20 protein-coding genes and 1 riboswitch are annotated in these 25337 nt (G+C 59.5%); of the genes, 11 read left to right on the top strand and 9 right to left on the bottom strand.

Annotated elements, in window-relative coordinates:
- The first annotated feature begins 161 nt into the window (after positions 1 to 161).
- Together cycA and DXZ77_RS08175 are read left to right on the top strand one after the other, a co-directional pair.
- A complete protein-coding gene (cycA, locus tag DXZ77_RS08180; RefSeq protein ID WP_115031289.1) occupies positions 162 to 1637 on the top strand; it encodes a D-serine/D-alanine/glycine transporter in 1476 nt (491 codons plus the stop codon).
- A 477-nt stretch (positions 1638 to 2114) separates the two neighbouring features.
- Complete coding sequence (locus DXZ77_RS08175) at positions 2115 to 3839, top strand: thioester domain-containing protein (protein ID WP_115031287.1); 1725 nt, start codon at positions 2115 to 2117, stop codon at positions 3837 to 3839.
- A gap of 105 nt (positions 3840 to 3944) precedes the next feature.
- Here the strand turns inward: DXZ77_RS08175 and DXZ77_RS08170 are convergent, their stop codons facing one another.
- The 4 genes from DXZ77_RS08170 to thiM form a co-directional block, all read right to left on the bottom strand.
- Complete coding sequence (locus DXZ77_RS08170) at positions 3945 to 4628, bottom strand: TenA family protein (protein WP_115031286.1); 684 nt, start codon at positions 4626 to 4628, stop codon at positions 3945 to 3947.
- Positions 4628 to 5464 carry a bifunctional hydroxymethylpyrimidine kinase/phosphomethylpyrimidine kinase gene (thiD, locus tag DXZ77_RS08165; RefSeq protein WP_115031284.1) on the bottom strand — a complete coding sequence of 279 codons (837 nt, stop codon included), beginning with the start codon at positions 5462 to 5464 and terminating at the stop codon, positions 4628 to 4630. Before thiD ends, DXZ77_RS08170 begins: the two co-directional genes overlap by 1 nt.
- A 21-nt stretch (positions 5465 to 5485) precedes the next feature.
- Entirely contained in the window at positions 5486 to 6145 is a 660-nt protein-coding gene (thiE, locus tag DXZ77_RS08160; protein ID WP_115031282.1) for a thiamine phosphate synthase, read from the bottom strand.
- A complete protein-coding gene (gene thiM / locus DXZ77_RS08155; protein WP_115032779.1) occupies positions 6142 to 6984 on the bottom strand; it encodes a hydroxyethylthiazole kinase in 843 nt (280 codons plus the stop codon). Before thiM ends, thiE begins: the two co-directional genes overlap by 4 nt.
- A riboswitch (TPP riboswitch) is annotated at positions 6975 to 7068 on the bottom strand. Its footprint overlaps the gene before it by 10 nt.
- A 70-nt stretch (positions 7069 to 7138) precedes the next feature.
- Here thiM and DXZ77_RS08150 point away from each other — a divergent pair.
- Positions 7139 to 8626 (top strand): phytoene desaturase family protein, encoded by a 1488-nt coding sequence (locus tag DXZ77_RS08150; protein WP_258553320.1) that lies wholly within the window; start codon positions 7139 to 7141, stop codon positions 8624 to 8626.
- A gap of 7 nt (positions 8627 to 8633) precedes the next feature.
- Here the strand turns inward: DXZ77_RS08150 and DXZ77_RS08145 are convergent, their stop codons facing one another.
- Positions 8634 to 9425, bottom strand: a complete 792-nt coding sequence (locus DXZ77_RS08145; RefSeq protein ID WP_115031280.1) for an exodeoxyribonuclease III — start codon at positions 9423 to 9425, stop codon at positions 8634 to 8636.
- Between the two features lie 58 nt (positions 9426 to 9483).
- Entirely contained in the window at positions 9484 to 11028 is a 1545-nt protein-coding gene (locus DXZ77_RS12620) for a methyl-accepting chemotaxis protein (RefSeq protein WP_115031278.1), read from the bottom strand.
- A gap of 301 nt (positions 11029 to 11329) precedes the next feature.
- Between DXZ77_RS12620 and DXZ77_RS08135 the strand changes: the two genes are divergently transcribed.
- The 5 genes from DXZ77_RS08135 to fbaA all read left to right on the top strand — a co-directional run bounded on the left by DXZ77_RS08135 (position 11330) and on the right by fbaA (position 16501).
- Positions 11330 to 12973 carry a methyl-accepting chemotaxis protein gene (locus DXZ77_RS08135; RefSeq protein WP_115031276.1) on the top strand — a complete coding sequence of 548 codons (1644 nt, stop codon included), beginning with the start codon at positions 11330 to 11332 and terminating at the stop codon, positions 12971 to 12973.
- A 112-nt stretch (positions 12974 to 13085) separates the two neighbouring features.
- Positions 13086 to 13691 carry an orotate phosphoribosyltransferase gene (pyrE, locus tag DXZ77_RS08130; RefSeq protein ID WP_115031274.1) on the top strand — a complete coding sequence of 202 codons (606 nt, stop codon included), beginning with the start codon at positions 13086 to 13088 and terminating at the stop codon, positions 13689 to 13691.
- Positions 13692 to 13826: 135 nt separating this feature from the next.
- Positions 13827 to 14564, top strand: a complete 738-nt coding sequence (locus DXZ77_RS08125; RefSeq protein ID WP_115031272.1) for a LemA family protein — start codon at positions 13827 to 13829, stop codon at positions 14562 to 14564.
- A 100-nt stretch (positions 14565 to 14664) separates the two neighbouring features.
- Complete coding sequence (locus DXZ77_RS08120; protein ID WP_115031270.1) at positions 14665 to 15345, top strand: TrmH family RNA methyltransferase; 681 nt, start codon at positions 14665 to 14667, stop codon at positions 15343 to 15345.
- 124 nt (positions 15346 to 15469) lie between these two features.
- Complete coding sequence (gene fbaA / locus DXZ77_RS08115) at positions 15470 to 16501, top strand: class II fructose-bisphosphate aldolase (protein WP_115031268.1); 1032 nt, start codon at positions 15470 to 15472, stop codon at positions 16499 to 16501.
- A gap of 107 nt (positions 16502 to 16608) precedes the next feature.
- Here fbaA and DXZ77_RS08110 read toward each other — a convergent pair whose 3' ends face one another.
- Entirely contained in the window at positions 16609 to 17160 is a 552-nt protein-coding gene (locus tag DXZ77_RS08110) for a hypothetical protein (RefSeq protein WP_115031266.1), read from the bottom strand.
- A 534-nt stretch (positions 17161 to 17694) separates the two neighbouring features.
- On the opposite strand from DXZ77_RS08110, the gene DXZ77_RS08105 reads away from it, so the two are divergent.
- The gene (locus DXZ77_RS08105) at positions 17695 to 18978 is read left to right on the top strand and encodes an adenylosuccinate synthase (protein WP_115031264.1); all 1284 of its coding nucleotides are present in this window, start codon (positions 17695 to 17697) and stop codon (positions 18976 to 18978) included.
- 14 nt (positions 18979 to 18992) lie between these two features.
- Complete coding sequence (locus tag DXZ77_RS08100; protein ID WP_115031263.1) at positions 18993 to 20756, top strand: lysine--tRNA ligase; 1764 nt, start codon at positions 18993 to 18995, stop codon at positions 20754 to 20756.
- Positions 20757 to 20829: 73 nt separating this feature from the next.
- Here the strand turns inward: DXZ77_RS08100 and DXZ77_RS08095 are convergent, their stop codons facing one another.
- Positions 20830 to 23151, bottom strand: a complete 2322-nt coding sequence (locus DXZ77_RS08095) for a HelD family protein (RefSeq protein WP_220181613.1) — start codon at positions 23149 to 23151, stop codon at positions 20830 to 20832.
- A 93-nt stretch (positions 23152 to 23244) separates the two neighbouring features.
- Positions 23245 to 23931, bottom strand: a complete 687-nt coding sequence (locus tag DXZ77_RS08090; protein WP_115031261.1) for a helix-turn-helix transcriptional regulator — start codon at positions 23929 to 23931, stop codon at positions 23245 to 23247.
- A 74-nt stretch (positions 23932 to 24005) separates the two neighbouring features.
- On the opposite strand from DXZ77_RS08090, the gene purD reads away from it, so the two are divergent.
- Positions 24006 to 25331 (top strand): phosphoribosylamine--glycine ligase, encoded by a 1326-nt coding sequence (purD, locus tag DXZ77_RS08085; RefSeq protein ID WP_115032773.1) that lies wholly within the window; start codon positions 24006 to 24008, stop codon positions 25329 to 25331.
- Positions 25332 to 25337: the final 6 nt, after the last annotated feature.

Genomic DNA, 25337 nt, shown 5'->3' with positions numbered 1-25337 from the left:
CGTTCTCATGCCTGCACGCCACCACTGAAACCCAGATAGCTCATTGCGCAGTTTCGTGCCACCAACCAGTCATTCGTTATTTAATGCGTGTTACTGGTGTCACAACGATGTGACCTCCACCACGGTGCACCCGCCGTGCCCTCACGAGAATGCGACGGCAAATGACTGATACCCCACCCCAGGGAAGCCACAGCGCCCCCCACTCCAGTGGCCACAGCGATGCCCAGGAAACCCTGGAGCGAAGCCTGACCAACCGCCACATCCAACTCATCGCTATCGGCGGCGCCATCGGTACCGGCCTGTTCATGGGTTCAGGAAAAACCATCAGCGTTGCTGGACCCTCCATCATGTTCGTCTACCTCATCATCGGCGTGATGCTTTTCTTCGTCATGCGCGCCATGGGCGAGCTGCTCCTGCACAACCTCGAATACAAGTCATTCCAAGACTTCGCCGCCGAATTCCTCGGCCCCTGGGCCGGATTCTTCTCCGGATGGACATACTGGCTCTGCTGGGTAGTTACCGGCATGGCAGACGTCATCGCGGTCGCTGGCTACTGGAACTTTTGGGTTCATGGCCCCGACCCAGACGTCCTCACCCCCCTGGCAATTGCCCTGTCCCTTATCACTCTCCTAGGCCTGCTTGGCCTCAACCTCCTGACAGTAAAACTCTTCGGTGAACTTGAATTCTGGTTCGCCATCATCAAAGTCATCGCGATTGTCGTGCTCATCGTGCTAGGAATCTTCCTCGCAGTTGTCGGATTCACCTCACCCGAAGGCATCAAATCCTCATTCACCCACCTATGGGACCGCCCTGGCGGCTTCTTCCCTCACGGCCTCCCAGGATTCTTCGCCGGCTTTCAAATTGCCGTATTCGCCTTCGTTGGAATTGAACTTGTAGGCACTACCGCTGCCGAAACCGCTGACCCGCAGCGCAGCCTGCCTAAAGCCATCAACTCCATCCCCATCCGCGTCGTCCTGTTCTACGTCTTCGCCCTCATGGCCATCATGACCGTGACCCCCTGGGATCAGATCAACCCCGCCGTATCCCCATTCGTCAACATGTTCCAGCTTGTCGGCTTCGCCGGAGCCGCCTCCATCATGAACTTTGTTGTTCTCACCTCTGCCTCCAGCTCCGCGAACTCTGGCATCTTCTCCACCTCACGAATGCTCTACGGCCTGGCACACAACAAAATGGCCCCTGCCGCATTCGGGAAACTTTCCAGCCGCAAAGTCCCCCAAAACGGACTTTTCCTATCCGTTGCGCTCGTGGCCTGCGCCGTTTTCCTGCTCGCCAGTGACACCATCATGGGAGCCTTCACCGTTGTCACCACCATCTCGGCGGTCCTATTTATCTTCGTATGGACACTCATCCTGTGCAGCTACATGGTCTATCGAAAGCGCCACCCTGAAGCACACGCAGCATCTGCATTCAAAATGCCTGGTGGCATACCCATGTGCTGGATAGTGCTGGCTTTCTTCGCATTCGTTCTTGTCCTACTCACCCAAGAAACAGACACCCTCCAAGCACTCCTGGTAACTCCTTTCTGGTTTATCTTCCTCGGCGTGGCTTGGATCTTTGTCCGCAAAAACATCATCAACAAAGACACAGAAACCCCGCAAAGCCAGCCCACTTCCTAACAATTCCGGCCAGGACCACACGAGGGCGCCCATCCACTACCAGATGGGCGCCCTCGCTTTGTGCCCCCCGACCCCTCGAAGTAAGCCGACCGCCACCTTCATTAAGTAAGACAGACGTACAACACGAGCCACCATATGAGCACGTACGCGACTTGAACGTACGTCTTAGACACATCTCACTAACCCATAAGTCGAAATAAAAACCTTGAAAAACAAGGTATTTCGATGAAAAAGCACATCTTTAATCCTCTGAATTAGGACGAGTGAACAACTTTTCCCACTTTTTTGTCGGACGACTGCTCAAGTCCCGATTAGGACGGTCGATCAGGTTGGTGTCGCCGCAAGAGGGGAAAAGGCAGCGACCGGCAGCGGAGAACTCCACGCCGATCACAGGGGGAAGCCACGGTGTCGTGGCTACCACGACACCGAGCACTCAGCACAGCGGGCTACCACCCGCCCGCACGAAAGAGGAACACCATGAACATCACCACCAACGCACTGGCCATCACCACCAGCAAACGCGCCATTGCCGCCCTGAGCATCGCCGCAGCGATGGTCGGCATGAACAGCCAATTCGCGCCCCACGCTCACGCTGCCGAAGCCACCGCCACGGACAACACCGCCACATTCCTCCAAGCACTCGGTAACGGAAACCAGTACATCCTTCAAGACAAAGCAATGAACGAGGCTGTCGCACCCCTCATTCTGCAGCTGCGTGGCGACGACTCTGACCAGGAAATCTACGCCTACTGCATCGAAGTCGACACCCCCATCCTGGACAGCATCACCGGTGTCCGTGGCGCCTACTCCGCCCAAGACTGGGAAACCTACACCTCACAAGCAAAAACCGCCGAACGCCGTGCTTCCTGGACCGCGAACAAACACAAAGTCTTGTGGCTCCTGGCTAACTCCTACCCCCAAAAGCCTGCACGTGAGGTTTTCGCCTCACTCGGCATGGAACTACCCACCTATGCTGACGGCAGCACCTACAGCGAAAAAGACCTCAACCGCGCCATGCGCGACGCCACCCAGCTGGCTATCTGGCACTTCGCGAACGGTATTGACCTCTCCAACAACTGGATCGACGAGAGCAACCACACCCGCATCGGGCGTTTCGCCGATGGCAGCCAGATCGACATCTACGAGGCCTACCAGCGTCTGATCGAGCGCGCCGAAAAAGCTCCCGTTGTCGAGAACGTCACTCCCTCAATCTTCTTCCAAAACGCAAACAGCACCAACGTTGCTGGCAATGTATTCAAACCCCTCACCCTCAAATCCACAGCTCCCGCCAACGTCAACGTCTCTTTGCCCGAAGGCGCGACCCTTACCGTCTCGGGCAAGGAATACACCGGAGACGTCAAACTCACCGCAGTCGCCGACGGCACCACGATGCAGCTGGCAGTTCCGGAGAACGCCGCCGCGGGTTCAGTAGAAATCTCAGCTGATGCCCAAGGACAGCCTTCACCGGTTGGAACCGTCTGGTACGCCAAAGGAAGCCAATCCCTCATCACGGCCAAAGCAGTGACACAACACGTCATGGCAAAAACCACGATTAACTGGACGGCAAAACCAGTCGCTCCTGCTCCGGTCGAGCCCACCACCCCGGCACCGACTGCCCCTGTCACTCCAGCACCAGTTGTTCCTACAACACCAGCACCGGTGGAGCCCACCACCCCAGCACCGGCACCAGCGGCGCCAACCACCCCGGCTGCTCCTGCTCCGGTCGAGCCCACCACCCCGGCACTGACTGCCCCTGTCACCCCAGCACCTGTAGCCCCAGAGAAAGAAAAAAACCGCGCCGAACAGCCCAAGAAGGTTCGTAAAGTAGCCACCCCAATGGTGACTCGCACCTTCCAGGTTGACCGCTACATGCCACAGAATGCGGTCCAGGCACGTGGTGTCGCCGCTTTGGATAACGACGGTGTACTGAAGTACCGCGAGGACAAGTTCATGTGGGGCCGCTCTGCCTGGCAGATCGTCACTGTCACGGTGCCAGCCAACGCTAGCCACGCTGACATCATGAAAGCGATCAACGCTAAAACCAGCGCGAAGATCGGCGACGTCAACACCGCAAGCAAACTGGCTTCCTCTGCTGCAGGACGCACCCACGTCATCGCATGGGAGCTGGGCAAGGGCGCCACTGCTAAGAACGCATGGGGCACCGCTAAGAAGACGGTGCAGAAATTCTTTGCCCGCGGCTGATCTGAACTAACAATCAACTCAGTGAGCAAACTGCTAGAGAGGCTGCTCACCCGTAGGTACGGGTGAGCAGCCTCTCTACGTCATAAGGACTTGCAAGACAGCCAGTTAGACCGGCCACCGTTCTTGCCGCCAAGCTGCGTGCCAAAACATCCATTCACATCGAGTAGCCATGATGTAGACCTCGCGCATGCGCGCACGTACTGCTGCGGTAGCTGTTATGGCAGCTTCATTCACTAAAGCTGAGGCATTCGCAGCAGCGGCGCTGAAGGCATCATCTTCGTAGGTGCTGATCCAATCGCCGTAAGGATGCCAAGCAAGATCCGTCTCATGGGGACGCGTAGCGCGCACGCGCGCGGCGAGTCTGCGACCGACATCGTCATAGACGCAGAAGCAAGGAAGCACAGCTGCTGACAGAGTTGCGTAGTTTCCACGGGTTGCTTCAGCCAGGAGAAAGCTCGTGTACATCATGCATGTGGGGGAGGGGGCGGGGAAGTTTTCTGCAGGGATGTGGGACAAATGTGAGTCGTGAAGAAGCTGCTCAGTCTCGAGAGACTCCGCAGCTGTTGTGGCCCAAAAAACGGAGGCTTTCCTGGTAGGTGCTATCGCTGACAGCATTGCCATGACTCGGCCGTAGCCGCGTAAATAGTGCGCGTCTTGGGCGAGGTATTCCACAAAAATGCTGCGTCCGAGGGTGCCATCGGCCAGGGCGTTGAGGAAGGGTAACCGGTCGATTTCTGCGCGGATGGTGGCAGTGTCTTGCCACCATTGTTGGGTGACAGTGGAGTCCATTAGTTCCACCAGGCGTGAAAGTGATGCACGGGGCCGTGGCCGTGACCGATGTCGAGGGCATCTGCGTGCTCGAGGGCGTGGGTAAGCCACGTTTTGGCGTGTGCTGCGGTGGTGTGCCAGTCGGATTGCTGGGGGCGAAGAGCTGTCAAGGCCGAGGAGAGGCTGCACCCTGTGCCGTGGGTATTGGTTGTTGCTATGGCTGGTCCAGTCAGTTCACTGATTCCGGTTGCGTCGGTGAAGACGTCGACGGTGGTGTCGCTGGTGGTGGTGAGGTGGCCGCCCTTGAGCATGACGGCGGTGGCGCCCAGGTCTAGCAGAGCGGTTGCTTGGTGCCGCATGGCTTCGATAGTGGTTGCGGGGGTGGTGTTGAGCAGGGTGGCTGCTTCGGGCAAGTTGGGGGTGATGACGTCGGCTAGGGGTATGAGGCGTTTGAGTGCCTCCAGAGTATTGGGGGCCATGAGGCTGTCTCCGCTGGTGGCGACCATGACGGGATCGAGAACGATGTAGGCGGGGGGCTGTTGTTGGCGGGTCCGGCTTTTTTGGTAGGTGGTGAGTAAGTCTGTGACTTCAGCGGCGATGGCTGGGGTGGCGAGCATGCCGATTTTGATGCTGTCGATGTGGAGGTCGCTAGTGAGAGTGTTGAATTGGGCGCGGATGAAGTCGGTGGAGACGGGGTGTACGTCGGTGACTTTGCAGGTGTTTTGGGCGGTGAGCGCGGTGATGATGGTGCTTCCGTAAGCGCCTAGAGCCGAGAAGGTTTTGAGGTCGGCTTGGATTCCTGCGCCGCCAGAGGGGTCAGAACCAGCGATTGTCAGTGCGGTTGGGTGGGTGTTCATGGGGTCCCTTGAAGAAAACGGTTAGTGGGTGGCTGTGTGCCAGGCGGCGGCGAGTTCTTTTGCAGCTGAGTGCGGGTCGGGCGCTTTCATGATGGCGCTGACGACGCATAGTCCGTGGGCTCCGGCTGCGTGGACGGCCGGGGCATCGGCGGCGGTGATTCCGCCGATGGCTACGCCAGGCCACGGGGATCTGGCCATGATGCCGGCGAGTGTGGCCAAACCGGTGGCTGGTGCGTGTCCGGGTTTGGTTGTGGTGTCGCGGATGGGGCCTACGCCGATGTAGTCGAGTTGGGTCAGTGCCTCGGGGCCGTTGTTCATGGCGGCGGTGAGGTCATCAGGGTGGGTGATGGACAAGCCGAGGATTGCGTCGGGGCCCAGGATGGTGCGTGCTTCGGTGACGGGCATGTCGGATTGTCCTACGTGGGCACCGTCGGCTCCGGTGGCGGCAACAAGGTGTACGCGGTCATTGAGGATGACGGGTATGCCGGTGCCGGTGAGTGTGTGCACGGCATTGCGGGCAAGTTCAGTAAAGGCGCGGTCTTCAGCGTGAGGATCACGTATTTGAACAATGGTTACCCCACCTGCGACGGCCTCTTGAACGATGTCGTGCAGGCGCCGTGAACCGGCCATTGTGGTGTCAGTGACGAGATAGACGGATAGGTCGAGGTTGGGGCGGGTCATGCGGGAATGGTTTCGGTGGTGATGTTGGTGCCGCTGGTGATGTGGTCAGCGGTGATGTTGTCGAGCGCGTCGAGTAGGTTGACGGCGAAGGATCCTGGTCCTGAGCTGTTTTCGGCTGCGAGTTCGCCCGCGATGTTCAGGTGGGTGGTGGCTGCGACTGCGGCGATGAGGGGGCTGGCTACTGAGGCGTATGCGGCCATAAGTGCTCCTAGAGAGCAGCCAGTTCCGATGACGCGGGCGAGCAAGGGGACACCATTGTTGCCTCGCACGATGGTGGTTTCTTCTGCAGTGGTGGTGACGAAGATGTCGGTGGCGCCGGAAACCGCGATGGTGGTTGCGTAGTGGCGTGAGGCGGTGATGGCTGCTTCGAGGGCGTCGTCGGTGGCAGCGGTGGAGTCGACTCCGCGTCCTCCTGCACCGCCAGTGAGGCCCATGATTTCGGAGGCGTTGCCGCGGATGATGCTGGGGGAGTGGGTGGCTAGCTCGCGTGCGATGTCGGTGCGCCAGGGCAGTGCACCTGCGGCAACGGGGTCGAGGACCCACGGGGTGTGTGCGCTGTGTGCGCCGTTGGCGGCTTCGCGCATGGCGGTGACGGTTTCTGCGTAGGGGGTTCCGAGGTTGATGAGCACTCCGGATGCGATGGTTGCGAAGGCGGCAGCTTCGTGGGGGTTATCGATGACGGCGGGGGCTGCGCCGGCGGCGAGGAGGATGTTGGCGGTGGTGTTGGCTACGACGATGTTGGTGAGGTAATGCACCAGAGGGCTGTTGGCGCGTAGGGCTTCGTGTGCGGTGGCGATGTGGTGGGGGGTGATGGGTTCTGCGGGCAGGGTGGTGATCATGGTGACGTCCCTTCGCTAGTGCGAGCTAGAGCAGGTTCCACGGGTGTTTCTCAGCCGTTGTGGTCGGCACCCCGCGTCGTGGGCAGCATATCGCCGTCAGGGGTGGGGGTTGGTGTGCGTGGAGGCATCGGGTAGAGGCGGGTGTTTGTCTGGGGTGCTTTCAGGTGATGGCCGTACGGTCGGTGGATCGGGTTGTGCGCAGGAGGGTGTTGTGGTTGCTGGTGTTGCTGCGGTGGTGGGATCGGGTCCTAATGGGTTGGCTGCTGCGGTGCATTTGGCACGTAGTGGTTTGGAGGTGAGGGTGTTTGAGGCTGCATCGGTGCCGGGTGGTTCGGTGCGTTCGGTGCCGTTGTTTGGGCAGGGGTCGTTGGTGGATGTGGGAGCTGCGGCGCATCCGTTTGGTGTATCTAGCCCCTTTTTTCGGGGGTGTGGTTTGGATAAGCATGGGTTGAGGTGGTTGCATGCACCGGTTCCGTTGGCGCATCCGTTGGTGGGGCGTCCAGCGGTGGTGTTACAGCGTTCGTTGGGGCAGACGGCCGGTGAGTTGGGCCGTGATGGGGTGGCGTGGCGGCGGCTTTTAGGGCCGTCGGTGCGTGGATGGGATCAGGTGGTGGAGTCGTTTTTGGGCCCGGTGGTGCGGGTGCCGAGGTATCCGGTAACTATGGCTGGGTTTGGGGTTCGTGGGCTGTGGCCGGCGACGTTGTTGGGGCGCTCGCTGTTTTCTGGTGTGCAGGCTCGGGCGTTGTTTGCTGGGAGTGCGGCTCATGCGTTTGTGCCGTTGAGTAGGGCGTGTACGTCGGCGTTTGGGGTGGTGTTGTCGGCGGCGGGGCATGCGGTGGGGTGGCCGGTGGCTGAGGGGGGTTCGGGTGCGATTACGGCGGCGTTGGTTGCTGAGTTGGAGTCTTTAGGTGGTCAGGTGGTGACGGGGTGCCAGGTGGTGGATGTGCGGCAGGTGGGGGATGCGGATGTGGTGATGTTGGATGTGGGGCCGTGGGATGCGGTGCGTTTGGTGGGGGAACGCATGCCTTCGCGGGTGCGGCGGGCGTTGTTGCGGTGGCGGTATGGGGCTGCGGCGTACAAGGTGGATTATTTGTTGGATGGTCCGGTGCCGTGGGCTGATTCGCGGTTGAGTGGGGCTGGGACGGTGCATGTTGGTGGGACGATGGAGGAGATTGCGTGGGCTGAGGGTCAGGTGGCGGCGGGTCGGGTGCCGCAGCGTCCGTTTGTGGTGGTGTGTCAGCAGGGTGTTGCGGATGGTTTGCGTGCACCGGAGGGTAGGCAGGTTGTGTATGCGTATGCGCATGTGCCTTCGGGGGCTGATGGGCCTGATGTTGGGCAGTTGATTGATGCGCAGATAGAGCGGTTTGCGCCGGGGTTTCGGGATCGGGTGGTGGCGCGGGTGGAGTCGGGGCCTAGTGCGCTGTCGGCGGCGAATCTCAATGTGGTTGGGGGTGACATTGTTGGTGGTGCTGCTTCGGGGTTGCAAACGGTGTTCCGGCCGCGGGTGACGTTGCGGCCTTATGAGGTGGGTGTTCCTGGTGTGTATTTGTGTTCCTCGTCGACCCCGCCGGGGGGTGGGGTGCACGGTATGTGTGGGTTTTACGCGGCGGAGGCAGCGTTGCGTGACCTCCGCCGCCGGTGATGTTGGGTTAGGTGAGTTCGATGATGACGGGGGCGTGGTCGCTTGCGCCTTTGCCTTTGCGTTCGTCGCGGTCGATGTAGGCGTGGGTGACGCGGTTGGCCAGGGCGGGGGAGGCTAGTCCGAAGTCGATGCGCATGCCTTGGCGTTTGGGGAAGCGTAGTGATGTGTAGTCCCAGTAGGTGTAGACACCGGGACCGGGGGTGTGGGGGCGGACGACGTCGGTGAAGCCGGTGTCGATCATTGCTTGGAATGCTTCACGTTCGGGGGCGGTGACGTGGGTTTTTCCTTCGAAGAAAGACATATCCCAGACGTCTTCGTCGGTGGGGGCGACGTTCCAGTCTCCGGTGAGGAGGATCTGGGCGTGGGGGTTGTTGGTGAGCCAGTTTTCGCCGTTGTTGCGTAGGGCGCGCATCCAGTCGAGTTTGTACGTGTAGTGGGGGTGGTCGATTTCGCGGCCGTTGGGTATGTAGAGGGACCAGACGCGGATTCCGCAGCAGGTGGCGCCGATAGCGCGGGCTTCAGCGACGGGGTCGGGTTCGCCCCAGGTGGGCATGCCGTCGAATCCGATTTGTATGTCTTCGAGGCCGACGCGGGAGAGGATGGCCACGCCGTTCCATTGGTTGATTCCGTGGTGGGCGACGTCGTAGCCGGCTGCTCGGATGGGGTCTGCGGGGAAGGCTTCGTCTTTGACTTTGGTTTCTTGCACGGCCAAGACGTCGATGTCGTTGCGTTCGAGCATGGCGAGGAGTCGGTCCATGCGGGCGCGGATGGAGTTGATGTTCCAGAAAGCGATACGCACGGGGTCCACCCTAGGCCGGTGGGGTGGTTCTTGGTGTTGGGTCGCGGTGGTGTGGGGTTTATCCGCCGAGTACGGCGCGGGTGACGTCGGTTTGGTTGTGCAAGAGAGCGGCGATGGCTTGTTGTGCGGTGTTGATGCGTTCTACGGCGGCGGATACCTCATCGAGGGTGCTGCTGACGTTGGTGGCGTCTGATTGGATGCGGCCGACTTTGAGGTTGACTTCGTCTGTGGCGTCAGAGGTTTCGTGTGCGAGTTCTTTGACTTCGTTGGCGACGACGGCGAAGCCTTTGCCTGCTTCTCCGGCGCGGGCGGCTTCGATGGTGGCGTTGAGGGCCAGTAGGTTGGTTTGTTCTGCGATGGCGGTGATTGTTTTGACGACGGCGCCGATTTCGGTGGAGCTGGTGTCGAGTTCTTTGATGATGCGTCCGGCGTCGGTGGTGATGCGGGCTGCTTCGTCGGCGATGGTGCGTGCTGAGTGGACTTCTTTTTCGACTTCGGCGATGGAGTCGAGTAGGTGTGTTGCTGCTTCGGAGATGCGTTGGGTGCCGCGGATGCGTTCGATTGCGTGGGAGACGAGGAATGCGGTGTTGCGGAGGGCTTCGCGGCGGGTGTCGTTGAGGTCGATTGTGCGGGTGGCGAAGAAGTCCATGGTGCCAACTACTTTGTTGTCGACGACGACGGGCAGGCAGACGCCGGAGCGGACGCCGGCTCGTTGGGCGGCGGGAGCGCGGACGCAGTCGGTGACTTGGCCTAGGTCGGGTTCGTAGACGAGGTTGTTGCTTGCCCAGGTGCGTCCGGCGACTCCTACTCCTTTGGCGAAGGTGGAGTTGTGGGTGACTTGGCGGAATTCTTCGCCAGCGTCGCCGGATTCTATGACGAAGCGCAGCACGTTTTCTTTTTCGTCGAGTCCCCAAAAAGATCCGTATTCCCAGTTGAATTCGTGTCGAATGGTGTCGAGGGCTGTTTGGATTGCTGTGGATTCTTCAGTGGTTTGGGTGACTTCGCGCAGAACGGAGTTCACGGCGTTGGCGCTTTGGGCTTGTTCTTGGCTGATGGCGGAGTATCGAATTCGTTCGAGTGCGGTGGAGAGAAGATCGCCGATGCATTTGAGTAGTTCGATGCGGCGTTCGGTGATGATCCAGGGCGTGTAGGCGAAGAATGACAAGACCCCGTAGATGCGGCCTTGGTGGCTGATCGGCAGTCCGATATGGGTGGCGCCGATGGGGGCGCTGGGGCCGAAGAAGTGGCGCAGAATGGTCGCTTCGTTCTCTTCAATGATGATTTCGTGTCGTTCCCAGGCGCGTCCGAGCACTCCTTCGCCTTTGGCGAGGGTGAGTTTTTCTCCAGGGGCTGGTTCGAGAGAAGGGTCTCGGTGTGAGGAGGCATCCATGATGAGTTTGTTGGTGTCGTGGTTGACGCGCCAGACGCTGCAAAGGTCCCAGCTCAGGGCACAGCATGCGGCGTTGATTGCTGCGCAGGCTGCTTCTTCATACCCGTGAGATGTTTCCAGGGCTGCCATCACGGTTCGTAGAACTGCGATTTCATCGTCCTGGGGCGGCAGGGGCTCGGTGACCTGTGGAGGTTTGTTGAAGAGCGCGCGCATTCTTCCTCGTTCCGGGAGAGGTTCTTTGAGGTCCTTTCGGTCGTCAGGGGTGTCCTCTGAGGGCTACTGGGGGAGTGGAACGGAGTTTATGGGCGGGTAAGTAGGGCGGAATTGGGATGTTTTTGTCGGGGCGAGTTTCTTTGTCTGGTGTTGTTTTTGTGGTGGTGGATCCGATTATTTTCGGGGCGGTTTGGTCGATATGAGCAGTGATTGCCGCGCCTCATTGCCAGGGCAAGGGGTTGGGCGGCGGGCGTAGCACGGGGTGATCCGTGTTTGGGACTCACGCATCGGAGATGTTGACATGGCGTTCTCAACTGACGCTGTAAGTCGAGCGCAAAAAACGAATCGTCGTCGTGGCGTACGGCCAAGAATTTTGCTGGTGGGAGCAATTGGCGTAATTGGCGCTTTGCTTTTGTCGATGACTTCGTTGGTGGCGTTGAATAATGTCACTTCTGCCTCACAAACGATGTCCAAAGCGGCGATGGCGCGGGTTGTTGCGTGGCGAACTGCTCAGGCACTTTCGGAGTTGAATGGTCAGCAGAACGGGTATGTCATTGAGGCTTTGCCTACTGAGGCCCCGCCGGTGAGTGATACGGCTGGTTCGCGGAAGGCTTATGTGAAAGCCGTAGGGCAGATGGATCAGGTGTTGGCTCAGGCTGATGAGGTTTTTGATGACCCCGCGCAGCAGGAGCTGTTGGGCAAAGTGAAGAGTGCTTACGGTGACTGGAAAAACAACGACGCCAAGGTTGTTTCTGCGTTGCTGTTGAAAACGGCTGCTGGCAATAAAGAAGCCAGTGCTCTGGCCACTAATCAGGCTGGCACCATCATGGGCGAGCTCCGGGCTTCGTCGGACAGGTTGAATAGCCTTGCTAAACAGAATTTTGAGGAAGCCCAGGCAGCTGTGCTGAGCGCGCGTACTTCTGCGATATGGGTGGGGCTTCTGGTTCTTGTTGTTGTTGCGGTAGTAGTCGGTGTTCTGGCTATGCGGATTAGTGGGTCGATTATTGCTTCGGTGCAGGGAGTGCTTGCTTCGGTGGAGGCGATTCGTCGTCGAGATTTAAGTGTGCCTAGCGTCCGTAAGACGAATGATGAGTTGGGCGACATGGCTGAGGCGATCGAAGAGACGCGTTTGTCTTTGCGTGAGGTGATGTCGAGGGTGGCGGATGCTTCGAGTTCGGTCGCGGCTGCTTCTGAGGAGTTGACTGCCACTGCCTCGCAGGTGCGTTCGTCTTCAGAGGTGTCTTCGCGTCAAGCGGGGGTGGCTGCTCAGTCAGCGGCTTCGGTCTCTGAAAGTGTGGGGACTGTTGCTGCAGGCACGGAGGAGATGACGGCGTCTATTCGCGAGATCGCCCAAAATACGACTGATGCTGCGGCTGTTGCTGCTTCAGCTGTGCAGGTAGCTGACCAGACTAACGTCACGGTCGCCAAACTTGGTGAGTCGAGCTTGGAGATTGGTGAGGTTATTAAAACCATCACGAGTATCGCTGAGCAGACGAATCTTTTGGCGCTCAATGCCACGATTGAGGCGGCTCGTGCTGGTGAGGCAGGTAAGGGTTTCGCTGTGGTTGCTAATGAGGTGAAGGATCTAGCCCAAGAGACGAGCCGGGCCACAGATGATATTGGGCGCCGAGTAGAGCAGATCCAGCTGGATACCCAGGCTGCAGTGTCTGCGATTGCTGAGATCAGTGGAATCATTGCTTCCATTAATGACACACAGTCCACGATCGCTTCGGCTGTGGAGGAGCAAACGGCGACGACGAATGAGATGAGTCGTTCCGCCTCGGAAGCGGCTGCGGGTACCAGTGAGATCTCTTCGGGGATTCAAGAGGTATCGGCGGCTGCTGAAGACACCAATGAGGCGGTTTCTTCGACGGTGCAAGCGGCGGAGGAGCTTTCCCGTCGGGCGACAGAGCTGCAGCAATTGGTGGATGGATTCAGTATCTGAGGTTGCTCTTAGGTTGAGGAATGCTACATAGCGAGCGTCGCAGCAGATAGTTTCTGCTGCGACGCTCGCTATGTAGGTAGGTGGGGGTGATCTCGCACGTACGCTGATCGGTATGACCGAGAACTCTTCATGTCATGGCGACCTGGCTGCTGTGATTCCTCCAGCGGAGGCTGCGCAGGCGCGGGCAGAGCTGTTGGAATTCATTAAAGAGAAGGCAATTGTCTGGGGCAAGGTGACGTTGTCTTCGGGGAAAGAGGCCGATTATTACGTTGATTTGCGTCGGATCACCTTGGATGCGCAGGCTGCCCCGTTGGTAGGTGCGGTGATGCTGGACTTGACCTCGCAGCTGGATTTCGATGCGGTTGGCGGGTTGACGATGGGTGCTGATCCGGTGGCGACGGCGATGCTTCATGCTGGTGCCCACCGTGGTATTCGGCGGGATGCTTTTGTGGTCCGTAAAGCGGAGAAAACGCATGGTCTGCAGCAGCGTATTGAGGGGCCCTCGATCGCTGGCCGTAAGGTGCTCGTAGTGGAAGACACCTCTACCACGGGTGGTTCACCGTTGACAGCGGTAGAGGCGGTTCGTCAAGCCGGTGCTGAGGTTGTTGGCGTTGCTGTTATCGCTGATCGTTCTTCTGGTGCCGCTGAGCGGATTAGGAAAGAGGCGGGCGTTCCGTACTTCTATGCGTATGGTCTTGAGGACCTCGGCTTGGCTTGATGTTCGGCCTCGGTGAACGGCGTTTTCCCTCGGTAGGATGAGGTGAGCGAACTCGCAGGCTGCAACGCGATTGTGTTGTGGCCTGCGCTGGTATTGCGCGTTGCTTGTTAACACCGAATTCAAGGGGAGTTGCCCATGGTTGTCCTTCTTCTGCTCATCCTCATCGTGGTGGGGGTTGTCGTGTATGGAATCTCGACCAATAACAAGTTGATGCAGGCACGCAACTTGACGGAGGAGTCGTGGCGCCAGATTGATGTCGAGCTCAAGCGTCGGCATGATCTCATTCCCAACCTGGTTGAGACGGTGAAGGGATACGCTGCTCACGAGGGTGACACGTTGCAGCAGGTTATTGAGGCTCGTAACAAAGCTGTCAGTGCTGGTCCTTCGGCTGGTCAGGCTACGCAGGCTGAGGGTGAACTCTCCTCGGCTCTGGGCCGTTTGATGAGTATCAGTGAGGCTTACCCGGATCTGAAGGCAAACAACAACTTCACCGAACTGCAGCGTGAACTCTCTGCCACCGAGGACCGGATCGCTTCGGGGCGTCGCTACTACAACGCCACGGTGCGTGATCTGAACACGATGGTTGACTCTTTCCCCTCGAGCTTCTTCGCTAAGCGGGCTGGCGTGGCCAAGGCAGACTACTTCGAGGCAGAGACGGCCGCGAAGAACGCCCCGACGATCAACTTTGGTCAAGGTGGCGGCACGATTGCTGGCCCAGGTCAGGGAGGGCCAGCTGCTGCGCAGGCGGCGCCGCAGCCTCCAGCCGTGGGTACTCAGCAGCCGGGACAGCTTTCTGGGTATGACCCAAACCAGGGGCTAGGGCAGAACTACACGCCGAGCCCAATTCAGGACAAGCGCCCAGGCGAGCAGTGATTCGGTAACACGTTTTCTGGCGCGGGGTGGCTCACCGTTGGTGAGTCACCCCGCGCCGGTGTGAGTGCATGGTGCGAGTTGAGCAGATGAGGAGGGCAGCATGAGTTCGGATGATGCGCGCGGGGTTGGGGTGGGGCCGTGGCCTGGTGGTGAGGTGGCATGGCCTCGAGATGCTGGAGGTGAGGTGGCCTGGCCGTATGACGCCGCGCTTCTCGCTGAAGGAGATCGCCGGAATGTGGTTGATCGGTACAGATATTGGCGGCATGAGGCAGTGGTTGCTGATTTGGACTCACGGCGCCATGGGTTGCATGTAGCTGTGGAGAACTGGGAGCACGATTTCAATATCGGTTCGGTGATTCGCACTGCGAATGCGATGAATGTGGCGGCGTTCCATATTGTTGGACGGCGTCGTTGGAATCGGCGGGGTGCGATGGTGACGGACCGATACCAGCATGAGTTTCATCATGGTGATGTGGCGGCGTTGCAGCAGTGGGCGGCTCAGCAGTCAGATGGAGCCGGGGGTGTAGGGATTCCGCTTATTGGAATCGATAATGTTCCGGGATCGGTGCCGATTGAGACGTACTCGTTGCCGCAGCGGTGTGTGATGTTGTTTGGGCAAGAAGGGCCTGGTTTGACGGATGCGGCTGTGTCTGCGTGTGACGTCATCTTGGATATCGCCCAATTCGGTTCTACTCGTTCGATGAATGCCGGAGCTGCGGCAGCGATTGCTATGCATGCCTGGGTTAGGGCGCATGTGTTTGGGCAATCGGTGGCTGGGTGAGGTTCGCCACGATTGGTGGTAGTGCGTGCACGTAGCCGCGTGACAGACAGTGGGAGTGCCAGAAAGGTTCTGGTGGTCGGCTCTAGGATGGTTGGAGTCAACACTCGACTGCAAGGAGAGTCACGTGCCCATCGCAACCCCGGACGTATACGCGGAGATGCTCGACAAGGCTAAGGCGGGCTCCTTCGCCTACCCAGCCATCAACGTCTCGTCTTCTCAGACTTTGAATGCTGCTATCCGAGGCTTTGCCGAGGCTGGTTCGGACGGCATTATCCAGGTCTCCACGGGTGGTTCGGAGTACTTCTCCGGCCCGACGATCAAGCACATGGTGACGGGTTCGTTGGCGATGGCTGCGTTCGCGCAGGAGGTCGCTAAGAACTACGACGTCAACATTGCGTTGCACACCGACCACTGCCCCAAGAACAAGCTGGATGGCTTTGTGCGTCCGCTGCTTGAGGCTTCTACGGAGAAGGTGAAGAAGGACGGTCTTCCGTACTTCCAGTCGCACATGTGGGATGGTTCGGCGGTTCCGCTGGAAGAGAACCTGCAGATCGCGCAGGAACTGTTGGAGAAGGCTGCCGCTGCACGGGTCATCCTTGAGGTGGAGATCGGTGTCGTTGGTGGTGAAGAAGATGGCGTTGTTGGTGAGATCAACGACAAGCTGTACACCACCCCTGAAGACGCGATTGCCACGGTTGAAGCGTTGGGCTTGGGCGAGAAGGGCCGTTACATGGCTGCGCTCACGTTCGGTAACGTGCACGGCGTTTACAAGCCTGGCAACGTCAAGCTCCGCCCGGAGATTTTGAAGCAGGCTCAGGACGCTATCGTCGCCAAGTTCGGTGACGCTCAAGGGGACAAGCCACTGGACTTGGTGTTCCACGGCGGGTCGGGCTCCACTGAGCAGGAGATTTCCGATGCAGTGGATTACGGCGTTGTGAAGATGAATGTTGACACTGACACTCAGTACGCGTTCACTCGCCCGATTGCTGGCTGGATGATGAGCAACTACGAGGGTGTTCTGAAGATTGACGGTGAGGTAGGCAACAAGAAGCAGTACGACCCGCGTGCGTGGGGCAAAGCTGCTGAAGAGGGTATGGCCGCCCGCGTTGTTGAGGCGTGTGAAAACCTGCGTAGCGCAGGTAAGTCGCTTAAGTGAGGTGACGCGGAGATAACGGTTGTTTTCTCCGTATGTGGTAGCGGGCCGTGAGATTTCCTAGGGAAAGGATTCTCACGGCCCGCTCTTTACGTTGTTATTGGCGTCAGTTAATGATCGATTTTTACGCCTGTTACGGCCTGGCGAGTGCCAGCATCAACTTTGGCTGGGTCAACAGTGAGAGTGACGCGGCGCCCGCTTTCACTGGTATAGCTGCACATATCGTCTTCGCAGGCGGTGCGTAGGAGCGCGCCTTTAGGAGAGCTAGAGGTGAGTTTGTCGACCACTCCGGCGGTGGCGTAGGTGTTCATAGCGCCTTTGTCGCCAGCGTTCCACGCTTGAACGAGGGATTCTGTGTAGTCACCTGCTGAGGTGGGTAGCGTGCCGATTTGTGTGTTAGCTCGTCCGCTGTTTTTGGTTGAGGTTTGCGCGCTGCGAAGTTCGTCAGCTGGGTGAGTGTGCTGTGTGGGGCTGGTGCTGCTGGTTTTAGTTGGTGTGGGGGTGGGGGTGGTGCTGGGGGTGACAGGTGCGCTGGTTGATGCCGAAGGGGTGGAAGTGGAGGCTACGTTGTGGGTGTCTGCCTGATTGCTGCATGCAGAGAGAGCGGCAAGGGCGGTGGCCGCAATAGCGATCACTGCGCCTGTAGACAGTTGGCGTTTCATGATCTTCTTCTTCCTTGCTCGGCTAGGCCGGTTGGCTTCTCTTCCTGATCGGCTGTGAGGGGCGATTTCTCAGATAACTGCGCCTGGTGTGATCGGGTATTGAAGCCGGTGAGTAGTGGCCGGGGCATGACCACGCATGAGGTAACAAACTCAGAGTAGAAGGGAAAAAGTGATCGTCCATTTATTAATCCCTCTTGAAACCATATTGTTTTCACATTGTTGCTTTTCTTCAGCGTTGTTGAGGCGAAGGCGAGTGGGTGTTGTCAGCGAGCCAGGTCGTGTTTTTGTGGGTGGCAGTGCGGATCGTGTTCATTCCTGAGCGTGTGTCTCACACGGTAGGGTTGAGCATCGCGAGTGCACGCATATGTGCGCTTGTCGCTGTGGCTTTGTAAGGCTCGCGCTGTCCTCCTCGCCTTGGGAGGGGGAGTTGAACGGCGCAGGCGCCCGCCAGCAGCCTGACCACGGGTGGCCCAGCGTTTGTAGCCATGTGGCTGAGTTCGGTCAGGAGATGAGAGACGTGAGGAGAGTGGCCCGATGCCTGCAATTGTGCTGATCGGTGCCCAATGGGGTGACGAGGGTAAAGGCAAGGCCACCGATCTGCTCGGTGACCGCACCGATGTGGTTGTGAAGTTTAACGGTGGCAACAATGCAGGCCACACGGTGGTGATTGGCAAAGAGAAATATGCGCTGCACCTTCTTCCCAGCGGGATTCTGTCTGAAGGTGTGACGCCGGTCATCGGTAACGGTGTCGTGGTGTCTTTGCCTGTGTTGTTCGAAGAACTCGATGCGTTGAATGCGCGCGGTGTGGATACATCGCTATTGAAGGTCTCAGCGAATGCGCACGTGATTCCTTCTTACAACGTCACCTTGGACAAGGTGAATGAACGCTTCTTGGGCAGCCGAAAGATCGGCACAACTGGTCGAGGTATTGGCCCGTCGTACGCGGACAAGATGAGCCGGGTCGGTATTCGTGTCCAGGATTTGTATGACGAGTCGATTCTGCGGCAAAAAGTAGAGGCCGCACTCGTTATCAAGAACCAAACATTGGTGAAGATTTACAACCGCCGCGCGATCGAAGTTGAACAGGTCGTGCAGGAGTTGTTGAGCTATGCCGAGCGTCTGCGCCCGATGGTCTGTGACACCTCCCTGGTGATCGCGCAGGCTCTAGATGAGGGCAAGACGGTGGTCTGTGAAGCAGGACAGGCCACGATGCTCGATGTTGATCACGGCACATACCCCTATGTGACAAGTTCTAACGCGACAGCTGGTGGCGCATGCACCGGCGCGGGTTTGCCTCCTACACGCGTGGATCGTGTGGTTGCCGTGATTAAGGCGTTCACGACTCGTGTGGGCGAAGGGCCGTTCCCCACGGAGCTGCATGACGAGGTCGGGGACCGGCTACGCATCATCGGTGGCGAGTTCGGTACCACCACAGGACGCCCCCGCCGGATCGGCTGGCAGGACGCAGTAGTAGGCCGCTACGCCCAACGCATCAATGGCGTCACCGACTTTGTGATGACCAAACTGGACAACTTGTCCGAGTTCGACGAGATCCCTGTCTGCGTCGCCTACGAGGTTGACGGAGTACGGATGGACGAGATGCCAGTTAGTCAGTCGGACTTCCACCACGCAACACCCGTCTACGAGATTCTTCCGGGCTGGAAGTCTGATATCAGTGGCGCTCGCACGTTCGAGGAGTTGCCGAAGAACTGCCAGGACTACGTCCTCTTCGTTGAGAAGCAGATCGGTGCTCGTATTTCCGTTATCGGTGTGGGCCCGGGCCGTGATGAGGTCATCGTCCGCCACGACCTGATCTAAGAAGGAGCGCATCCGTGGCACGCAGCAATTCCACAAACACCTCTGAAATCGGGGACTGGGTCGACCGCCTCGCTGATGAGGTCATCGAGACCGCTACCGCACGTAAGCCCGGTGAGAAAATCGTATGTGCTTCCGGGCTCAGCCCATCGGGCCCCATTCACCTGGGCAACCTGCGTGAAGTGATGGTGCCGCACCTGGTGGCAGATGAGATCCGCCGCCGTGGCTACGACGTCGAGCACATCATCAGCTGGGACGACTACGACCGCTATCGCAAGGTGCCGTTCGGTGTTGAAGGCATCGACGAGTCGTGGGCCGAGCACATCGGTAAACCGTTGACCAGCGTTCCTGCGCCCCGCGGCAGCCAATACCCGAACTGGGCTGAACACTTCAAAGCAGCGATGACCGAATCGCTGGGCCACTTGGGTGTGCAGTTCCGTGGCATCAGCCAGACAGCTCAGTACACCTCGGGGGTGTATGTCGAGGCCATCCTGCACGCAATGGAGCACCGCGCTGAGATCGACGCGGTCCTGGCTCGATACCGCACCAAAGTAGACCCGCAAGCCGCAGCCGAAATCGCCCGCGCTGAGGGAGCAGACGAGGCTGAGGTAACGGCAGTGGAGGGCTCTGGTGCCGCTAGCGAGGATGACGGTTCGAGCGCGGGAGACTATTACCCGTTCAAGCCGTACAGTCTGGCCTTCGGTACCGACAATACGCAGGTCACCAGCTATGACCCACAGAGCACGCTTCTGACGTACACCGCTACTGGTCCCAATGGGGAACAGGTAGAAGAGAGCATGCACCTTAACGCGGACTTCCGCGGCAAGCTTGTCTGGAAGGTCGACTGGCCCATGCGGTGGGCACACGAGGGCGTCGATTTTGAGCCCTCAGGTGTTGATCACCAGAGCCCGGGATCGTCGTGGGTAGTGGGTAAGGACATCGCGCCAATTTTCGGTGCGCAGCGTCCGATTGGCCCGATGTACGCGTTCGTCGGTATTGCCGGTATGGCCAAGATGAGCTCTTCTAAAGGCGGTGTGCCCACCCCGGCAGATGCGCTCAGCATCATGGAACCGCAGCTGTTGCGGTGGATGTATGCACGTCGTAAACCGAATCAGTCTTTCCAGGTCGCCTTCGACGCCGAAATTCAGCGTCTATACGATGAATGGGATGCGCTTGGCCGCAAAATCGGCACAGACAAAGCCCAGCCCGGCGATTTGTCGGTGTACAAACGATCCATCGGCACCGCCGCTGGTGAACTACCCCGCACAGAACGCCCCTTGCCGTATCGAGCGATTGCTTCCACAGCGGACATCACCGGCGGTAACCCCGAGCAGATGCAGCGCATCCTTGGGGCGATGATTGCTTCTGGCGAGCCGGAGCTGGGTTCTTTGGAGGAGCTGCAGCCGCGGTTAAGCAAAGCTATGAAATGGGTCGAAACCCAGATGGCTCCAGAAGATCGCACCCAGGTGCGCAGCGAACCCGACACCGAACTGCTTGCCTCGCTTGATGAAGCACAGCGTGAGTCGTTGGCCCTGCTCGCAGACAAGCTCGAAGAGGACTGGTCTTTGGAAGGGCTGACCACACTCGTCTATGGGGTCCCGAAGTTGCAGGCGGGGCTACCAATTCATGAGAAAAAGCTCCCGCCGGAGGTTAAGACGGCGCAGCGCTCGCTGTTCGCGCTTTTGTACCGCCTGCTGATTGGCAGCGAGACAGGGCCACGCCTACCGACGTTGTTGCTCATCGTGGGTCCGGAAAAAATCCGCACTCTCATAGGGCACTAACCTTTTGGGATGAATTAAACGAGCCCGACGCCTGTACACGCTTTGTGTACAGGCGTCGGGCTCGTTTAATTCATCAGCGCAGGCGTAGGACGTGCATCCGGTGAGCAGCGCGAGTGAGGGCGACGTAGAGCACCCGTTCCCCACCGGGAGATTCCGTGACGATTCCGTCTGGATCTACGACGATGGTGGCGTCGTATTCGAGGCCTTTAGTGGTCATGGCATCGAGGATTTGCACTCGACGAGTCACACTGGCTTCGTCAGTGAGAGTGTTTTCTTCTAGCGCGGTGGTCAGCGCCGATGCCCAAGTGCTGGGCGTAATAACAGCAATCGAACCGTCCACTTCGCTTCCCAGTTGTGTAATGGCTTGAGTCACGGCACTGACCACGGTAGCGGTGTCTTCCTCAGGGCTGGTTGTTTCAAGTGATCGCTGTACAGGCTCAATGCCAGTGATCCGGACGGCGTTGGGGATGTCTGCATCAGGCATCACCTCGCGGATCAGTTCAGCGGCGACATCGAATATTTCTTTGGCATTGCGGTAGTTCGTTGTCATGTGGAAGTGGCGGCGGGGGCCAGTGCCAAAGGCTTCTTCTTGGGCAGCCTGCGCCTCCTGCGCATCTGGCCAGGATGCTTGCGCTGCGTCACCGACAACGGTCCAGCTCGCCCACCGACCTCGTCGTCCGATCATTTTCCACTGCATGGGGGAGATGTCTTGGGCTTCGTCGATAAGGACGTGAGCAAACTTATCGACAGCACCAATACGTCCTTGCAAGAGGATGTCGCGTCGGTCTTCAGGGGTCAGGCAGGCGGCGTCTCGGGCTGTGCGCTCGCGGTAGGGGGATTCATTCGAGGTGGTGTAGGCACGCAGTTGTCCGGCAGCGACGGCTTCTGCTTCGGCATCTTCGAGAAGTTCTACTTCGTAGAAGCCGCGTTCGGCGTCATCTTTTTCGGGGACGAGTCCGATTTTGGGGGAGATTGCGTCGATGAGGGCGACGTCGGCGACGGACCAGGTAGCGGTGTCTAAGGCAGTTTGGATTGATGCGGTGTAGGCATGGAGTTCTTCGGCGGTGAATAGGTCATGGCCGTAGCGGTGGGCGCGTTCTGAGTCCCCGGTCCAAAGCAGTACTTCGCGTGGGTCGACGGGGCGCCACCACGTTTCGAGGAAGGTGTCGACGTCACCGTTTTCATTGAAGCGTTCGTTGAAGTCTTCGCGTTCGCCTTCGCGTACCTGTTCCCAGGCGAGCTGGTTGAGGGCTAGGCGTGCTTGACGGGCTGAGGTGTTGCGTTGGCTGCGTTTAAGGATGGTGGCGCGCAGGCGGTCGAGTTCGTCTTTTTCGATGCGGATGGGGTGTCCGGCAACGAAGGTGCGTAGTTGAGTGGGGGCTTCTGGGATGCTGTCGCGGACGGCGCGGTTGAGGAAGGTCGCCATTTTGCTGGAGCCTTTGACATGGGCGGCAGTGGCGGTGTCTAGGCGGGTGGCGGAGAGGGTTTCGTTGACGTCGCCGAGGGATCGTAGGGAGACGGAGTTTTCGCCCAGTGAGGGCAGGACGCGTTCGATGTAGGCGGTGTATGCGGCGGAGGGGCCGATGACGAGGACGCCGCCGCCTTCGTATTTGCGGCGGTCGGAGTAGAGGAGGTAGGCGGCGCGGTGGAGGGCGACGACGGTTTTTCCGGTGCCGGGTCCTCCGGTGATGCTGGTGACGCCTCGTGCTGCGGCACGGATGGCTTCGTCTTGGTGGGCTTGGATGGTGGCGACAATGTCGCGCATGCCTCCGGTGCGGGAGCGGCTGAGGGCGGCTAGGAGGGCGCCTTCGCCCAGGACAGGCATGTTTTCGGGGGGTTGGGTGACCATGAGGTCGTCTTCGGCGCCGATGATGGTGCGTCCGCGGCTGCGTAGGACGCGGCGGCGCACAACTTGCATGGGGTCGGTGGGGGTGGCGCGGTAGAAGGGGGCTGCTGCGGGGGCGCGCCAGTCGATGACGAGGGCTTCGTAGTCGTTGTCGCGTACGCCTAGGCGGCCGATGTAGCGGATTTCGTGGTCGGTGTCGTTGATGGGGGCGCCGGGTTCGCGGGGGTCGTCTTCTGTGGGTTCTTTGGGCATGGAGTGATCCATGTCTAGGCGTCCGAAGACGAGGCCTTCGTCTTGGCGTTCGAGGTTGGCGCGTCGGCGTCCTGCGTTGTAGACGAGAGCGTCTCGTTCGAAGAGGCCGGCTACTTCTTCGTCGCGGATGTCTCCGGTGCGGTCGGTGCGTCCGCGTGACATTCCTTCGGTGGCGACGAGATCGGCGCGGGTGCGTGCGGCGTCGAGGTGTGCGTACACATTGTCGACGTAGGCCTGTTCGGTGGCCAGTTCGTTGTTGAGGATGTCGTCGGTTGCGCCGTTTTCGCGTTGGTTCACGTGACCGCCTGTCGCTGTGAGCTGTGGGGGTGGAGTGCTTCGCGCGGGATGTGTTGTGTCCGCGTGAGAGCGAAGGGGGTCAAGTTTAGGGGGTTAGATCCAGCCGCGGCGAGCGGCTTGAGCGCCAGCTTGGAATCGTGTTGTGGCGCCGAGGTGGGTGAAGAGGTTGTGGATGCGGCGTTCGATGGTGCGTACGGATTGGCCGGTGATTTCGGCGATGGTGGTGTCGGTGGCGCCGGAGGCTAGGAGTGCCAGGATGCGGTGGGTGTTGGGGTCGAGGTTGGGGGCTCCGCGCGATGGTGCGGGTAGGGCGAGGGACCAGAAAGTGTCGAAGAGGGAGTGGCAGGCCAGGATGCGGCGGTGGTTGCGGATGAGGAGGGAGTTGGTGGTGTGGTCGTCGTAGGTGGATAGGTCTAGTAGGGCGAGGTCATTGTCGGCGATGAGCACAGTGATGGGGATGCGGTCGAGGATGCGGATGGCGTCGTGGCGGTTGCCGCTGTGTTGGAGGGTATTGAGGGTTTCTGGGTAGGTGAGGATGGAGGGTTCGAAGATGAGTTGGGTGATGCGGTGGGTGGGTCGGGTGGGGGTTAGGTGGGGGTGGGGAAAGTAGCGGCTGGTGTTGGCGGCGTTGTCGAACAGTCCGATGACGTGTCGTCGTGCGGTGGTGAAGATGTGGTTGGCGATGAGGGTGATTTCGTCGGGGTGGGTCAGGGGGACTTCTGGTGTGGGGTGTTCGAGTATGTCGTTGAGGGTTCGGAGGTGGGTGGGTGTGGGGTTCATGGTTTCTATTGTGGTGGTGCGTTTTTGGGATTGGGCGGTGTTTGGTGGCGCGGGGGGCCGTCTACGCTGGGGGCGTGAAGATCCTGATCCTGGGTACGGGGGCGCGGGAAGCTGCGCTCGTTCGCGCGTTGTCGGCTGATGCGTCGGTTGATGCTTTGCATGTTGCTCCGGGTAATCCGGGGATGGAGGCGCTGGCTATGCGTCATCCGTTGCCGGGTGGGTTGAGTGATGTTGCGGGTATGGCTGAGTTGGCGTCTGAGTTGGGCGTGGATTTGGTTGTGGTGGGGCCTGAAGTGCCGTTGGTGGCTGGTGTTGCTGATGCGGTGCGTGCTGCGGGGATTGCCTGTTTTGGTCCGGGTGCGCAGGCGGCTCGTCTTGAAGGTAGTAAGGCTTTCGCTAAGGATGTGATGGCTGCTGCTGGAGTGCCGACGGCTGGGGCACGGGTGTGTGCTTCTGTTGCTGAGGTGGAGGCGGCGTTTGATGTTTTTGGCGCGCCGTATGTGGTCAAGGATGACGGTTTGGCTGCGGGTAAGGGGGTGGTGGTTTCTTCGGATCGTGATGTGGCACTTGAGCATGCGCGTGCGTGTGTGCAGGTTGAGGGTGGCCGGGTTGTGGTTGAGGAGTTCCTTGATGGCCCGGAGGTGTCGCTGTTCTGTTTATGTGATGGTGTGAATGTGGTTCCGTTGGAGCCTGCTCAGGATTTCAAGCGGGCATACGACAACGATGAGGGCCCGAACACTGGTGGTATGGGTGCTTATTCTCCCTTGCCGTGGGCGCCTGCGGGGTTGGTGGATGAGGTAGTGGCGCAGGTGGCGCAGCCAACGGTTGATGAGATGGCGCGTCGTGGTACTCCTTTTGTGGGGTTGCTGTATGTAGGGCTTGCGTTGACCAGTAATGGCACACGGGTGGTGGAGTTCAATGCCCGTTTCGGTGATCCGGAGACGCAGGTGGTGTTGGCGCGGTTGGCGACGCCGTTGGCGAGTGTGCTGATGGCGGCGGCCACGGGACGTCTGGGTGAGATGGAGCCGTTGCGGTGGCGTTCGGAGTCTGCTGTCACTGTGGTTGTGGCGGCGGAGAATTACCCGGCTTCTCCGGTGACGGGGGATGTGATCGAGGGGCTTGATTCTTCGGTGTTTGTAGAGGCTGGGGAGTCTGGCCCGTATGTGTTGCATGCGGGTACGGCTGCTGGTGAGGGTGGTGTTGTTTCGGCAGGTGGTCGTGTGTTGAGCGTTGTTGGTTTGGGTCAGGATCTGGCAGCTGCGCGTGATGTTGCGTATGCCGGTGTTGAGTCGATTGGGTTGCGGGGCGGGCATCACCGCAGCGACATTGCTGTTGCCGCAATTGAGGGTCGTGTGATGGCCGGTGGCGCTGATGCTGCTGGCGCAGGATTGGAGAGCTGAGCAGGT

This window comes from Dermatophilus congolensis (assembly GCF_900447215.1).
Classification (GTDB): Bacteria; Actinomycetota; Actinomycetes; order Actinomycetales; family Dermatophilaceae; genus Dermatophilus; species Dermatophilus congolensis_A.
This window is presented reverse-complemented; position numbering and strand designations above follow the sequence as displayed.

Excerpts from the sequence above, each read along its gene's own strand:
- cycA (WP_115031289.1), top strand. The coding sequence starts at position 162 with ATGACTGATACCCCACCCCAGGGAAGCCACAGCGCCCCCCACTCCAGT.
- DXZ77_RS08175 (WP_115031287.1), top strand. The coding sequence starts at position 2,115 with ATGAACATCACCACCAACGCACTGGCCATCACCACCAGCAAACGCGCC.
- DXZ77_RS08170 (WP_115031286.1), bottom strand. The coding sequence starts at position 4,628 with ATGGACTCCACTGTCACCCAACAATGGTGGCAAGACACTGCCACCATC.
- thiD (WP_115031284.1), bottom strand. The coding sequence starts at position 5,464 with ATGAACACCCACCCAACCGCACTGACAATCGCTGGTTCTGACCCCTCT.
- thiE (WP_115031282.1), bottom strand. The coding sequence starts at position 6,145 with ATGACCCGCCCCAACCTCGACCTATCCGTCTATCTCGTCACTGACACC.
- thiM (WP_115032779.1), bottom strand. The coding sequence starts at position 6,984 with ATGATCACCACCCTGCCCGCAGAACCCATCACCCCCCACCACATCGCC.
- DXZ77_RS12620 (WP_115031278.1), bottom strand. The coding sequence starts at position 11,028 with ATGCGCGCGCTCTTCAACAAACCTCCACAGGTCACCGAGCCCCTGCCG.
- DXZ77_RS08135 (WP_115031276.1), top strand. The coding sequence starts at position 11,330 with ATGGCGTTCTCAACTGACGCTGTAAGTCGAGCGCAAAAAACGAATCGT.
- pyrE (WP_115031274.1), top strand. The coding sequence starts at position 13,086 with ATGACCGAGAACTCTTCATGTCATGGCGACCTGGCTGCTGTGATTCCT.
- DXZ77_RS08125 (WP_115031272.1), top strand. The coding sequence starts at position 13,827 with ATGGTTGTCCTTCTTCTGCTCATCCTCATCGTGGTGGGGGTTGTCGTG.
- DXZ77_RS08120 (WP_115031270.1), top strand. The coding sequence starts at position 14,665 with ATGAGTTCGGATGATGCGCGCGGGGTTGGGGTGGGGCCGTGGCCTGGT.
- DXZ77_RS08110 (WP_115031266.1), bottom strand. The coding sequence starts at position 17,160 with ATGAAACGCCAACTGTCTACAGGCGCAGTGATCGCTATTGCGGCCACC.
- DXZ77_RS08105 (WP_115031264.1), top strand. The coding sequence starts at position 17,695 with ATGCCTGCAATTGTGCTGATCGGTGCCCAATGGGGTGACGAGGGTAAA.
- DXZ77_RS08090 (WP_115031261.1), bottom strand. The coding sequence starts at position 23,931 with ATGAACCCCACACCCACCCACCTCCGAACCCTCAACGACATACTCGAA.